Genomic DNA, 12452 nt, shown 5'->3' with positions numbered 1-12452 from the left:
GTGCAAAGCACGGGCAGGACCTTGCGGCGGTAGGCCTCGTCCCGATGCGCAAACAGCTCCATGCTGGGCATGGAGACGACGCAGGAGCCGATGCCTTCGGCCTCCAGCTTGGCCATTGACAGGCAGTCCAATCGCCTAGGATTGTACTCGAATAGTTGAAGTATTCCATTTCAAAGGATGCGCGGTTGTTTTCAAAAGCACTTGATCTAGACGATGAGACGCAATTGTTTTGCGATATTGGGCGACATGGTTGGAGTGATCTGATTGTCGCCAGCAAAGGCAATCTACGGTCCTTTCGGGTGAGCGATGTTTTTACGGACTTCCCAGCGGCGCTGCTGGAGATTTGCCGGTTTGCAATTGAAAATTCCGCGCTGCGAATTGCTTTGTACGATGAGCCGGGCGGTGCCGTTTGCACACTGGAACCTGATAAAAAACAACAGCACACAATGGTGCTGTCTATCTTCGAAGTCGACGGGACTGGTGTCGAAACACAAGGCAAGCAGGTGTTCGCCTTGCGTATTCGAAGGCAACGGCTAGTGGGAATGCTTATGGCAGAACTTTGGAAGGCTCATGTAAGCCTTCAACAGCCGTCTTACCAAAAAGGCAGAAGCAGCTTTCCTCACAAGCAACTTGTGGCGCTTAACAAGGCCTGGGATTTGAGCGAACTAGGGCCTTCATTCCTAAAATAAGCACTACAAACGCCTCACAGCCTACTAGTGTAAGCACAAAAAGGCACCAAATCTGGTGCCTTTTTGCTTAGCAAGTTCATCCAAGGCTTTAGCCCAGCAGCTCTTTCACCGTGGCCACTGTGCCCTCAGCCGTAATGCCGAAACGCTCGAACAGCTCGCCTGCCGGAGCAGACGCGCCGAAGCGGTCCATGCCGACGAAACCGGCTTTCTTCTCCTGGCCGCGTTCGCCCAGCAGCCAGCGGTCCCAGCCGCCGTCGCGCACGGCTGCCTCGATGCCGACGCGGATCGGACCTGCGGGCAGGACCTTGCGGCGGTAGGCCTCGTCCTGCTGTGCAAACAGCTCCATGCAGGGCATGGAGACGACGCGGGTGCCGATGCCTTCGGCCTCCAGCTTGGCCTTGGCTTCCATTGCAACGGACACTTCGGAGCCAGTGGCGATCAGGATCACCTGGCGCTTGTTCTCGGCCTCGGCCAGCACATAGGCGCCTTTTTCGACCATGTTGGTCAGCTTGTGCTCGGTCCGGACGGTTGGCAGGTTCTGACGGGTGAGCGTCATCACCGAGGGGGTTTCCTTGGCGGTCAGGGCAATTTCCCAGGCCTCGGCGGTTTCCACGGTGTCGGCGGGGCGGAACACATAGGTGTTCGGGGTGGCGCGGCAGATCGCCAGATGCTCCACCGGCTGGTGGGTCGGGCCGTCTTCGCCAACGCCGATCGAGTCGTGGGTCATCACAAACACCGATGGGATTTTCGACAGGGCCGCCAGACGCATCGCCGGACGGGCATAGTCGGTGAAGCAGAAGAAGGTGCCGCCGTAGGGGCGCATGCCGCCGTGCAGCGCCATGCCGTTCATCGCGGCTGCCATGCCGTGCTCGCGGATGCCCCAGTAGACATAGCGGCCCTTGCGGTTGTCGGTGTCAAACACGCCCAGGTCGCCGGTCTTGGTGTTGTTGGAGCCAGTGAGGTCGGCAGAACCGCCCACGGTTTCCGGCATTAGCGGGTTGATGACGGCCAGCGCCATTTCCGAGGATTTACGGGTGGCAACCTTGGGCTGCTCTTCGCTCACCTGCTTTTTCAGCGCCTTGATGGCAGCCGACAGTTTCTTGGGCGCGTCCAGAGCGTAGGCGCGGTTGAAACGGTCCTGCTTCTGCTGCGAGAGTTCTGCAAAGCGGGCTTCCCAGGCAGCGCGCTCGGACTTGCCGCGGGCGCCGATTTCTTCCCACTGGGATTTGATCTCTGCCGGCACCTCAAACGCGCCGCCGGTCCAGCCATAGGCGTCCTTGGCTGCTTTCAGCTGGTCGGGGTCGGTCAGGGCGCCGTGGCCCTTGGACGTATCCTGCGCCGCGTGGCCCAGGGCAATATGGGTCTTGCAGGCGATCATCGAAGGTTTCTTCGATTTCTTCGCCGCGGTGATGGCCTCGTCGATGGCAACCGGGTCGTGGCCGTCGATTTCGATCACCTGCCAGCCCGACGCCTTGAAGCGCTGCACCTGGTTGGTGCGATCGGACAGGTCGACGGTGCCGTCGATGGTGATGTTGTTGTTGTCCCAGAAGACAATCAGCTTGCCCAGCTGGTGGCGGCCTGCGAGACCGATGGCCTCCTGGCTGATGCCCTCCATCAGGCAACCGTCGCCGGCGATCACATAGGTGTGGTGATCGACAACTTTCTTGCCGTAGTGGGCGCGCTGCATTTCCTCTGCCATGGCAAAGCCGACAGCGTTGGAGATGCCCTGGCCCAGCGGGCCGGTGGTGACTTCAACCGCGTCCAGCAGGAAGTTTTCCGGGTGGCCCGCGGTCAGCGCGCCGGACTGGCGGAAATTCTTGATCTGATCCAGAGTGACCTGTTTGTCGCCGGTGAGGTACAGCAGCGAATAGATCAGCATCGAGCCGTGGCCTGCCGACAGGATGAACCGGTCGCGGTCCGGCCACTGCGGGTTGGATGCGTCGAACTTCAGGTGCTTTTCAAACAGTACGGTGGCGACATCGGCCATGCCGATCGGCATGCCGGTATGGCCGGAATTGGCGGCGGCGACGGCGTCCAGTGCCAGCGCGCGGATGGCGGCGGCCTTGTTCCAATGTTCGGGATTGGCGGTGCGCAGGGCTGTCAGGTCCACTTGGATTGTCCTTTGGCGTTAACAGGCATTTGCTGCGCTCAATAACAGCGATGCGCCAAAGATCAAGCGTGGTTGCGCCTATTGCGGCCAATCTGCGCGAACTAGGCGCGGCAAGTGGTTGAAACGCAAAGGGGGGTGATTTATCCCTGAAAGGGAAGAATTGGCCCATGCCGGCCGCGCGTGCTCGATTCGGGCAGGCCGCAGAACGACAAAGGAACGGCAGGGCGCGGGTGAGGGACGGGCATGAACCAGATTGAAGAATTGCAGGGCCGCATCCAGGCTGCGCTGGAGCGTATCAGCGAAGGCACAGCCGCGCTGCAGGAGGCGCGCGCGGCGGATAAGGTCAGGGCCGAGGAAGCCGCGGCAGAAGCGGTGCAGGCCGCCGAGGCCGCCGCTGCCGGTGCCGCCAATGCTGAGCTTGAACAGGCGCTTGACGAGGAAAAGACGGCCAACGCCCAACTGGAAGAGCGGGTGCGGGTCCTGCACGCCCGCCTGAAGGAAATTGAGGGCAGCGCGCCGGCTGGTTCTGCCAGCGACGAAGACGTGGCCGCGATGCAGGCAGAACTGGAGCTCTTGCGCAACGAGGCCGGGGATCCGGCTGAGAAACAGGCGCTGCGTTCGGAGGTTGCCCGTCTGAAAGGCGAGTTGGAAGCGGCGGCCAATACTGCCGCCAGCGACAAGGAAGCGCTTGAAGATGAGCTGGCAGAGGCCAAGGCGGCCAATGACGCGCTGAAGGCACAGCTGGAGGCAGCCCCTGCGGCGGAGAACACGCCTGCAGAGCCGGCGGACGCACCGGACATGAGCGCCGAACTGGAACGTCAGAACGAAGCGCTGGTGCGGCTCGATATGGAGCTGCAGCAGCTGCGCCAGGCCAATGAGGAACTGCGTGCCTCCAACGTCTCCCTGCGCGAAGCCAACGCGCAAAGCCTGGGCGATGCCGGGCTGATCAACACCGCGATGGAAGCCGAAATCGAAGGGCTGCGCGCAGCCCAGGCCAGCGATCAGGCCCAGGTCAACGCCGTGCTGGCCAAGCTGGAGCCGCTTCTGGCCAATGCCCGCAACCTGCCTGAGGGAGAGGAAGTCTGATGCCTGAAGTAACCATAATGATCGGCGGCCGCGGCTTTGAGGTCTCCTGCCAGGAAGGCGAGGAAAGCTATCTGCACTCTGCCGCCAAGATGCTGGACGACGAGGCGCAAGTGCTGTCCGACCAGATCGGCCGTATGCCGGAGGCGCGGATGCTCTTGATGGCCGGGCTGATGCTGGCGGACAAGACTGCCGCGGTCGAGGACCGGATCAAGGAAGTGGAGGCCGAACTTGCCGAGCGAATGCAGGAGCTGGAAGCGCTGAAAAACGCGCCCCCGCCGGAGCCTGAGAGGATCGAAATTCCCATCGTGCCGCCGCAGGTGAACGAGAGCCTGGCCGAACTGGCCGCCCGCACCGAGGCGCTGGCCCAGCAGATTGAGGAACAGGCAGCGGGCTGAGGGGGGGGATCCTAAGCCACTGCAAAAAAAGGAAAAGGCGCCCTAGAGGCGCCTTTTTTTTGCTGCCGATTCCGCCTGAAATCAGGCGTTGGCTTCGCGGATCTTGTCTGCGGCTTCCTTGTTGAAGGTGATGCCGTTGTCCTCGAACAAGGTGTCCAGCTCCGACGACAGGGCCATCTCGGTGATGATGTCGCAGCCGCCGACAAACTCGCCCTTCACATAAAGCTGCGGGATGGTCGGCCAGTCGGAGTATTCCTTGATGCCCGAACGGAGGTCTTCGTCGGCCAGCACGTTCACATCGGTGTAGTCGACACCGATGTAATTCAGCACGGCTGCCACGCGCGAAGAGAAGCCGCACTGCGGCATTTCCTTGGTGCCTTTCATGAAGAGCACCACGTCATTGGCTTTGACGGTTTCGTCGATGCGGGTCTTTGCGTCGGTCATTAATCCATTTCCTCTTGGCGCTTCCGCCGGTCGCGTTCGGTTCGGATATAGGGGAGAAGCTTCAGAAAAGTAAGTCCCGCAATCAAGGCAATTGCTGCGATGGCTGGATAAAGGCTGAAAACAGGTTCAAAAGCGGTCAAGGTACTTACTCACGACGTTTGTTCCCATTTCAATCATTCGCTCTTGCTTCTCGTGCTTCAGTTCTGCCTCCAGCTCAGGATGCTTTCCGTCAAGCGGCACAAAGGGCATTGCGCGCGGCTGTGGTTTGACATGCCGTTTCAAATACAGCAAGGCAGACAGGACTGCTCCAAACCAAAGTAGAAAACCTCCACAAACGAGCCAAAGAGTAGGAATACCGCTCATTTTTTGCTCACCTGTGCTACTTCAGTTTGCGCTTCGGAACAAAGAACCGGGCGTATTCCTGCGGGTCTTTTGGGACTTTCCAGGTCCGGGCGGAACCGCCGCCCATGCCCGACTGATAGTCAGAGCGCAGGGTGTGGTAATCGGGGTCGTCGTCATCGTCTTCCAGTGGGCGCCGGCGCTGGGACACAACCGCCACAACAGCGGTCATGATCACAATGCCAATCACCAGAATGGAGGAGAACAGCGACATCCCGGGTTACTCCGGTGCCTTGGCGGTGCGTGCCGGCGCCCGCATTCTTCTGAGAGGTCTGCGCATTTTGCCGTTCAGTTTCTCAAGCCGCTCGTTTTCTTTGTTTACGCTGTCCACCATCTTCAGGTCGACCGCTTCCAGACCCAAGTCGCTGTCCGGCGTTAGGGGATGGTATTCGTAATCTGGCTGGCTGCGCGATAAAGGACGCTTGCGGCGTCGTTTCTTCAACTGCGTATCAATGGCATAGATACCTGCAGCGAGGCCCAGAAGGCCGATCATGAACCACCAGCCCGAAGACATTCAGATTATTCCGGCGCCTTGGTGGTCAGCGCCAGCGCGTGCAGCTCGCCGTCGGGGCCGTCCATCTTGCCTTTCAGCGCGGCATAGACAGCGCGCTGCTGCTGGACGCGGTTCTTGCCGCGGAAGCTCTCGTCGACAACCATTGCCGACATATGCACGCCATCGGTGCCGCCGACCTGGATGTCGGCGTCCGGGAAGGCCTGGCGCAGCAATTCTTCAATTTCATGGGCTTGCATAGGCATCTGGGGGAGTCCTTTGTCTGATTTGACAAAAATGTAAGTGTCCGCTTGGGGCTGTGCAACCCGGATTAGCTGCGGTGCTGCGTATAAGGGGCAATGGTTTCAACGAAATCAGGCAGCGCCGCCAGGGCGTTCTGCACGCTGTCCTCCTCGAAATCCCAGACCGACGACGGTGCCTCCGGGCAGAGCGCGCGCGTCAGCCCCGCGCAGCGCTCCTGCAGATCCTTTGGCAGCGGCAGCGCGGCGGCCTCTTGCAGCACCAGAAGCGCCTCGTGAATCGGGCGCAGCACCCGCAGGGCATAGGTCATATGGGACAGCAGATCCGGGTCGTCGCTCCAGGTTTCGCCGTCAAACAACACTTGCGTCACCCGCTGACCGGCACCGGCGCAGGAATAGGCAACGCAGCCGCCAAAGCCGCATTTGGCCAGGTCGGAATGAATGGAGCAGCGGAAATCCGGGGCGAGGTTGGGGCAGGGGGTGTCTGCCGCCTTCAACAGGCCGAAATCCTCATGCGCCTCAAACGGATAGGCCACGCAGCAAAGGCCCGCGCAGCGGCTGCAATCCTCGGTGAGTTCAGGAAGCGGCAAGCGGGAACCCCCGTCATGAATAAGGGCGGGACAGCTGCGCCATCCCGCCCGTTAAATGTCAACGCTTTGCGCTGCAGATCAAGCCACGGCGGCGGCAAAGCTGGAGCGGAAGATGTCCTTCAGCTCTGCCAGCGGGGCCTCGGAAGCGCCGATCTTCACCATGTCGCCGCCGAATTTGCCGACGGAAGTCAGCGGCACGCCCGCCTGTCCCGCGGCCAGCATCAGCGCCTCAGCCTGATCGAAGTTGCAGGCAATCAGGTAGCGCGCCTGGTCCTCGCCGAACACGGTTTGGGTGTCGCCCGCGTCGATCTGCACGCCGACGCCTGCCTCTTCGGCCATCTCGAACGCCGCCAGCGCCAGGCCGCCGTCGCCCAGGTCGGTGCAGGCCTTGATGAAATCGCGGTTGGCGCGGATGAATTCGCCGTTGCGCTTCTCGGCTGCCAGATCCACCGCCGGGGCGTCGCCGTCCTCGCGGTTGAAGACCTCTGCCAGCAGTGCTGATTGGCCCAGGTGGCCAGTGGTTTCACCCACCAGAAGGGCAACATGGCCGTCGCGCGCCTCGCCGATGATCGGCTCTTCACCCGCGGCAATCAGGCCCACGGCGCCGATGGTCGGGGTCGGCAGGATGCCCTTGCCGTCAGTTTCGTTATACAGCGACACGTTGCCGGAGACGATCGGCATGTCCAGCGCGGCCACAGCCTCGCCGATGCCTTTGATGGCGCCGACGAACTGACCCATGATTTCCGGCTTTTCGGGGTTGCCGAAGTTCAGGTTGTCAGTGGTCGCCAGCGGCTTGGCCCCGACAGCGGTCAGGTTGCGGTAGGCCTCGGCCACCGCCTGTTTGCCGCCCTCGATGGGGTTCGCCTTGACGTAGCGCGGAGTCACGTCGGAGGTGAATGCCAGCTTCTTGCCGGTGCCATGCACCCGGACAATGCCGGAGCCTGCGCCCGGACGGCGCTGGGTGTCGCCCATCACGGTGGTGTCATACTGCTCATAGACCCACTGCTTGCCCGCGTAGTTCGGCGAGGACAGCAGCGCCTTCAGGCCGTCAATCGGGTCGATGGAGGGCACATCCGCGTCAGTCAGCGGCTCGGCAGCCGGGGTTTCCACCCACGGGCGGTCGTATTCCGGCGCGGTGGAGGACAGTTTCGACAGCACCAGATCAGCTTTCACGTCGCCGTTGTGCATGATCAGAAAGCGGTCTTCGGCGATGGTCTCGCCGACGATGGCAAAGTCCAAGTCCCACTTTTCGAACACTGCGCGCGCCTCAGCTTCCAGCTCCGGCTTCAGAACCATCAGCATCCGCTCCTGGGATTCCGACAGCATCATCTCGTAGGCGGTCATGTTCTCTTCGCGCTGGGGCACCTTTTCCAGGTCCAGGCGCACGCCCAGCTTGCCCTTGTCGCCCATTTCCACGGCAGAGCAGGTGAGGCCCGCGGCACCCATGTCCTGGATCGAGATCACCGCGCCGGTCTGCATCAGCTCCAGCGTGGCTTCCATCAGGCGCTTTTCGGTGAAGGGGTCGCCGACCTGAACGGTGGGGCGCTTTTCCTCGATGGTATCGTCGAACTCGGCGGATGCCATGGTTGCACCGCCAACGCCGTCACGGCCGGTCTTGGCGCCAAGGTACACAACCGGCATGCCAACGCCCGACGCGGCGGAGTAGAAGATCGAGTCGGTGCGTGCGAGGCCGGCCGCAAAGGCGTTCACCAGGCAGTTGCCGTTGTAGGCCGGGTGGAAGCGAACCTCGCCGCCTGCACACGGAACGCCAAAGCAGTTGCCGTAGCCGCCGATGCCCTCAACCACACCGTTGACCAGCTGGCGGGTCTTGTGGTGGCCGGGCTCGCCGAAGGACAGCGAGTTCATCGAGGCGATGGGGCGCGCGCCCATGGTGAACACGTCACGCAGAATGCCGCCAACCCCGGTTGCCGCGCCCTGATAGGGTTCGATGTAGGAGGGGTGGTTGTGGCTTTCCATTTTGAAAACAACGGCATCGCCGTCGCCGATGTCCACGATGCCCGCGTTCTCGCCGGGGCCGCAGATCACCTGCGGGCCGTCGGTCGGCAGGGTGCGCAGCCATTTCTTGGAGGACTTGTAGGAGCAGTGCTCATTCCACATCGCCGAGAAGATGCCCAGCTCGGTGAAGGTCGGCTCCCGCCCGATGATTTCGAGGATCAGATCGTACTCATCGGGCTTCAGCCCGTGGTTTGCGATCAGTTCAGGCGTGATGGCGGGTTCCTGCATCCGTAAACGTCCCCAATGGCTGCGATTGCGCGCCTTTTAGAGCAAGCTTTGCCATTGGGAAAGAGGGGTTGCGCAAACGGATGCACGCCGCGTGGCCGCAGTGTCAGAACCGCTGCCCGACATAGACATACAACTGGGTTTCCTGCGCGTTGTTGCGGCTGACATCAATGGAGAAATCCACCGGAAATTTCCTGGACACCCGGTAGCGCAGGCCTCCGCCGGCGGCACTGTGGCTGCCGCCCTGCGTCAAATCGCCGAACTCCGGCCCCGTCCAGCCGGTGCCGGCAAAGACCACGCCACCCCAGCGCTTGGAAAACCGTCGGCGGTATTCGGCCTGCACCGAGGCAGAGCGCGCGCCGATGAACTGCGTGCTGTTGAAGCCCCGCATGTTGTCGGTTGCCCCGATGGAGCATTGGTCGAAGAACGGCGTATTGCCGGAGGCAGCGCAAAGGGTGCCGCGCAGGGCAAGCACACCGCGCCGCCCCAGCGGGCGGTAGCCGTCAAGAATGGCATAACCCTTGTCATACCGGCGGCTGAGCCCGCCCAGTGTGTGGGACCGGGTGGCAAAGGCAGTGAGCCGTGTGCCTTGCGTGGGATAGTCGCTGTCATCGCGCCGGTCCCAGTCGAGGCTGAGGCCGAAGGTGCCGATTTCCAGATCGGCGTCCGGCTGCAGGCTGGACGGCAGCAGCCCCGCGTTTGGCGTGATGCTCGTCTCCAAGTAGCGCAGCAGGATCCCGGCAGACAGCTCCGGCGTCACCCCATACGCCGCGTTGATCCGCACCAGCGACCCTTCCTGGCTGACCGGCAGCACCCCAAGGCCGGTATAAAGGTCATAGACCGCATCCGCCCGTGCCGCGAAGGCCTTGACCTGCCAGCGGTTGCCGGGAAAGGCGAGGTTCACCATGGCTGCCGCCGCCTGACTGCCGTTATCGGATCTGAGACCACCCAGCCCGATCACAGAAGTATTGGCATCCGGGCTGGTCTTGAACAGATACCCGGCCCCCATCGCAAGACCGGAGCCGATCATCGGGCTGGAAAACGGCACCGGCGCCACCACGACAGAGCCGTTGCGGAAGCCATAACCCTCTGCCTTCTGCGCCGTCTCAATATGGTCCAGCTGCCGCTCCGTCTGCTCCGGCCCTGCAGCCAGCCCGGCCGTGGCAAGCGCCGCCAAACCAGCGACCAAAGCCGCGAACCTGACAGCGCAGCCAAAGGAGTTACTTTTTCTGCCCGGCAGCACCAGCTTCCCCCTCAGCCGCCTGTTGCTGCGCTGCACTGCCCGCGGCAGCAGCCACAGCGGCCTTTTCGGAGTCGTTCAACTGATCCGTATCCTCCAGCCCCGGGATCGCGACCCGGACTTCGCGGCGGGCAAAGTCGATGCCGTTTTCAGCAAAGGCTGCCTTGACCCGGTTGTAGATCTCCTTGCGGATGGTGAACTGGGTGCCCGGCTTGGCCATGAACTTGCCGCGCATGATCATGCCGACGTCGTCGAAATCAAACACACCCTGGCTTTTGAACGGCTGCAGGAAGTCGTCCTTATACAGTTCATCCTCCAGCATCGAGGCACCGATCTTCTTGAAGATCTTCTTGACCTTGTTGGGATCGGTATCAAACGGCACCGTGAAGCGCAGCTTCATGATCACCCAGTCGCGGCTGTAGTTGGTCAGCTTGGGGATCTCGCCATAAGGGATGGTGTTGATCGGCCCGCGGTGATGGCGCAGCTGCATCGAGCGGATCGAAATCTTCTCCACCGTGCCGCGGGTGCCTTCGACCTCGACATATTCGCCAACGCGGAAGGCATCATCGACCAGGAAGAAGATGCCGGACACCACGTCCGACACCAGCTTCTGCGCGCCAAAGCCGATGGCAAGGCCAAGAATCCCGGCGCCGGCCAGCAGCGGCGTGATGTCGATGCCCAGCGCCCCAACCGCAAGCAGGCCAAAGATCACCGTAATGGCGATCTGCGCGGTGACCAGCAACAGCGGCAGCACCGTCGCCAGCCGCGAGCCGCCCGCGCCGCCGCCTTCGCCGCCGACCTCTGCCTCCTCGCCGGAGGTCTGCTCCTTGGCGAGCCGACGGTTGATCCACAGCGACACGCCCTCATAGACCACATAGCCCACCGCGATGGTCATCAGGCAGCCGATGATGTTGCCGGCGATGCCTTCCGCACCAGAGGCAATGGCCATCAGGTCCACATCCCAGGCATTGGAGATGATCATCAGCACGATACCCGCGACCAGCACCCGGCCGATCCGGATATAGCTGCGCTTGGTGGAGATATAGGCGGCTTCGGCCAGATGGCCCTCGCCGGACATCGGCGGCACCAGATGCTTGACCAGCCCGCGGATGGCGGTGTCCAGCGCCGGCGCGGCCAGCAGCCAGAACATGGTGACGTAATGGGCGCCGTGGATCAGCTGCGCCACTTTGCCCAGCCCAACCAAGGTGCCGACGGCGACCCAGGTCAGCGCCGCCACTGCCATGGCGAAGAACGGGTAGTAATGCGCCGCAACCTCGTCATAGCGGGTGCGGTCCGGGTCCGTGCCGCGCATCATTTCGGTCAGCCCTTCGCGCGCGGTCCAGGCAATCCAGATGATGTAGACATAGACCAGGGTATCCAGCCAATAGGCCAGGCGGATCGATTCAGGCGGAACCCCGTTTGCCGTGTTGAACCCAACGGAAAAGATCGTAAGACCGGCCAGAAAAACCAGGCCAATGGTGTGCAGGTACAGGAAATCGGCCCAGCGGTCGCTGGCGTTAACCAGCCGCCGGTCCGGCCGTTCCGGAGCCATGATGAAACGGGACACGGCCGCCCCAACGCGCGGCATCCAGATCAGATAGGTGACCATCGGTGCCGCAAACTGCAGCATCTGCGCATCGAGCAGCGCCCGGCCCACCGTGCGGATCACGATATAGAACACCACCAGGCCGATCATCTCACGCAGGAACCGCCGGCCCAGAAAGCTCAGCGCGCCTGCCAATGTGTCCGCATCGCCGCTGACGGCTTCAAGGTTGCGCCAGCGCGCGATCAGCTTGCGAACCGCAAATTCCGCAGCCAGGCCGATGGCGAGTGTCAGGGCAATCAGCCCCAGCATCTTCAGCACGCCGCCCAGGCCGCCGTGCTTTTGCACAAAATTGCCAATTGCGCGCGACTGGCCCTCCGGCAGGACCGGCAGTTTCCGCACCGCATCCGTGACCGGCAGCGTAAAGGCTGTCCACAGCTGCACCACCCGCCCGGTCAGGGTCGGGGGCGGGGCTTCGGCCTGCTGCCGGGCCGCCACGGCATCCAGCCTTTCAAGCAGCAGCGCCCGCACCTGATCGTCGGACATCCGGGCGACCATCTCATGTACGGCGTCCTCCGTCAGCGGATCGGGCAGGGCAGGCGCCTCGCTGGTCTGAGCAATGGCTGGCGCTTGCAGGACTGTTCCAAGAACCAGAACTGTCAAAAAAACGCTCAAAATGCGGGCGAAGTGCTGAAAATAAAACATCATCGGAACCTCCTGTGCCAGAAATTCGGGCCGGGTGCGGGTAACCTCTGGCTCAGTTGAACCGATGAGTTGTATTCAGGTCAAAGAAAAAAGGGTTTTTGTTGCAGGATGTTAATCCGCGGCAGCTGGCTGCGGGGTGACGTTAGGCCAAAAAAAAGGCCGAGCACTAAGCTCGGCCGAAGTCCAACAGGGAGGTATGAAGGGGGGCGAAGCCGCCGCCTTCATGAGTTTCATTTAGGGTGATGACGCCTACCCTTCAA

General features: G+C 62.1%; 13 protein-coding genes and 1 pseudogene. 3 read left to right on the top strand and 11 right to left on the bottom strand.

Going from position 1 to position 12452, the window contains the following annotated elements; genetic code table 11:
- Positions 1-11: 11 nt before the first annotated feature.
- Positions 12-113, bottom strand: a pseudogene (locus tag RA21_RS22795) (transketolase-like TK C-terminal-containing protein); the annotation flags it as partial.
- A 42-nt stretch (positions 114-155) separates the two neighbouring features.
- On the opposite strand from RA21_RS22795, the gene RA21_RS22215 reads away from it, so the two are divergent.
- Complete coding sequence (locus RA21_RS22215; protein ID WP_206540033.1) at positions 156-689, top strand: hypothetical protein; 534 nt, start codon at positions 156-158, stop codon at positions 687-689.
- Positions 690-777: 88 nt separating this feature from the next.
- On the opposite strand, the gene tkt is transcribed toward RA21_RS22215, so the two are convergent.
- Positions 778-2799 carry a transketolase gene (gene tkt / locus RA21_RS03175; protein WP_039146078.1) on the bottom strand — a complete coding sequence of 674 codons (2022 nt, stop codon included), beginning with the start codon at positions 2797-2799 and terminating at the stop codon, positions 778-780.
- Between the two features lie 243 nt (positions 2800-3042).
- Here tkt and RA21_RS03170 point away from each other — a divergent pair, with 243 nt between their 5' ends.
- Both RA21_RS03170 and RA21_RS03165 read left to right on the top strand, forming a co-directional pair.
- Complete coding sequence (locus tag RA21_RS03170; protein ID WP_039146076.1) at positions 3043-3885, top strand: colicin transporter; 843 nt, start codon at positions 3043-3045, stop codon at positions 3883-3885.
- Complete coding sequence (locus tag RA21_RS03165; protein ID WP_019297749.1) at positions 3885-4280, top strand: cell division protein ZapA; 396 nt, start codon at positions 3885-3887, stop codon at positions 4278-4280. Before RA21_RS03170 ends, RA21_RS03165 begins: the two co-directional genes overlap by 1 nt.
- Before the next feature lie 81 nt (positions 4281-4361).
- Here the strand turns inward: RA21_RS03165 and grxD are convergent, their stop codons facing one another.
- From grxD to RA21_RS03125, 9 genes are all read right to left on the bottom strand, one after another.
- A complete protein-coding gene (gene grxD / locus RA21_RS03160; RefSeq protein ID WP_019297750.1) occupies positions 4362-4724 on the bottom strand; it encodes a Grx4 family monothiol glutaredoxin in 363 nt (120 codons plus the stop codon).
- Between the two features lie 126 nt (positions 4725-4850).
- Positions 4851-5087, bottom strand: coding sequence for a hypothetical protein (locus RA21_RS22510; protein WP_152610463.1), 237 nt, complete (start codon positions 5085-5087; stop codon positions 4851-4853).
- 16 nt (positions 5088-5103) lie between these two features.
- Complete coding sequence (locus tag RA21_RS03155; RefSeq protein ID WP_019297753.1) at positions 5104-5337, bottom strand: hypothetical protein; 234 nt, start codon at positions 5335-5337, stop codon at positions 5104-5106.
- 6 nt (positions 5338-5343) lie between these two features.
- Positions 5344-5616, bottom strand: a complete 273-nt coding sequence (locus RA21_RS03150) for a hypothetical protein (RefSeq protein ID WP_039146073.1) — start codon at positions 5614-5616, stop codon at positions 5344-5346.
- A 26-nt stretch (positions 5617-5642) separates the two neighbouring features.
- A complete protein-coding gene (locus RA21_RS03145) occupies positions 5643-5879 on the bottom strand; it encodes a BolA/IbaG family iron-sulfur metabolism protein (RefSeq protein ID WP_039146071.1) in 237 nt (78 codons plus the stop codon).
- Between the two features lie 65 nt (positions 5880-5944).
- A complete protein-coding gene (locus RA21_RS03140) occupies positions 5945-6463 on the bottom strand; it encodes a hypothetical protein (protein WP_241483465.1) in 519 nt (172 codons plus the stop codon).
- Between the two features lie 78 nt (positions 6464-6541).
- The gene (gene purL, locus RA21_RS03135) at positions 6542-8707 is read right to left on the bottom strand and encodes a phosphoribosylformylglycinamidine synthase subunit PurL (RefSeq protein WP_039146067.1); all 2166 of its coding nucleotides are present in this window, start codon (positions 8705-8707) and stop codon (positions 6542-6544) included.
- A 103-nt stretch (positions 8708-8810) separates the two neighbouring features.
- Positions 8811-9893, bottom strand: a complete 1083-nt coding sequence (locus RA21_RS03130) for a BamA/TamA family outer membrane protein (protein WP_039146063.1) — start codon at positions 9891-9893, stop codon at positions 8811-8813.
- A 31-nt stretch (positions 9894-9924) separates the two neighbouring features.
- A complete protein-coding gene (locus tag RA21_RS03125) occupies positions 9925-12195 on the bottom strand; it encodes a mechanosensitive ion channel family protein (protein WP_082008880.1) in 2271 nt (756 codons plus the stop codon).
- Positions 12196-12452 lie beyond the last annotated feature (257 nt).

This window comes from Leisingera sp. ANG-DT (assembly GCF_000813785.1).
Taxonomy (GTDB): Bacteria; Pseudomonadota; Alphaproteobacteria; order Rhodobacterales; family Rhodobacteraceae; genus Leisingera.
This window is presented reverse-complemented; position numbering and strand designations above follow the sequence as displayed.

Excerpts from the sequence above, each read along its gene's own strand:
- RA21_RS03170 (WP_039146076.1), top strand. The coding sequence starts at position 3,043 with ATGAACCAGATTGAAGAATTGCAGGGCCGCATCCAGGCTGCGCTGGAG.
- RA21_RS03165 (WP_019297749.1), top strand. The coding sequence starts at position 3,885 with ATGCCTGAAGTAACCATAATGATCGGCGGCCGCGGCTTTGAGGTCTCC.
- grxD (WP_019297750.1), bottom strand. The coding sequence starts at position 4,724 with ATGACCGACGCAAAGACCCGCATCGACGAAACCGTCAAAGCCAATGAC.
- RA21_RS22510 (WP_152610463.1), bottom strand. The coding sequence starts at position 5,087 with ATGAGCGGTATTCCTACTCTTTGGCTCGTTTGTGGAGGTTTTCTACTT.
- RA21_RS03155 (WP_019297753.1), bottom strand. The coding sequence starts at position 5,337 with ATGTCGCTGTTCTCCTCCATTCTGGTGATTGGCATTGTGATCATGACC.
- RA21_RS03150 (WP_039146073.1), bottom strand. The coding sequence starts at position 5,616 with ATGATCGGCCTTCTGGGCCTCGCTGCAGGTATCTATGCCATTGATACG.
- RA21_RS03145 (WP_039146071.1), bottom strand. The coding sequence starts at position 5,879 with ATGCCTATGCAAGCCCATGAAATTGAAGAATTGCTGCGCCAGGCCTTC.
- purL (WP_039146067.1), bottom strand. The coding sequence starts at position 8,707 with ATGCAGGAACCCGCCATCACGCCTGAACTGATCGCAAACCACGGGCTG.
- RA21_RS03125 (WP_082008880.1), bottom strand. The coding sequence starts at position 12,195 with ATGATGTTTTATTTTCAGCACTTCGCCCGCATTTTGAGCGTTTTTTTG.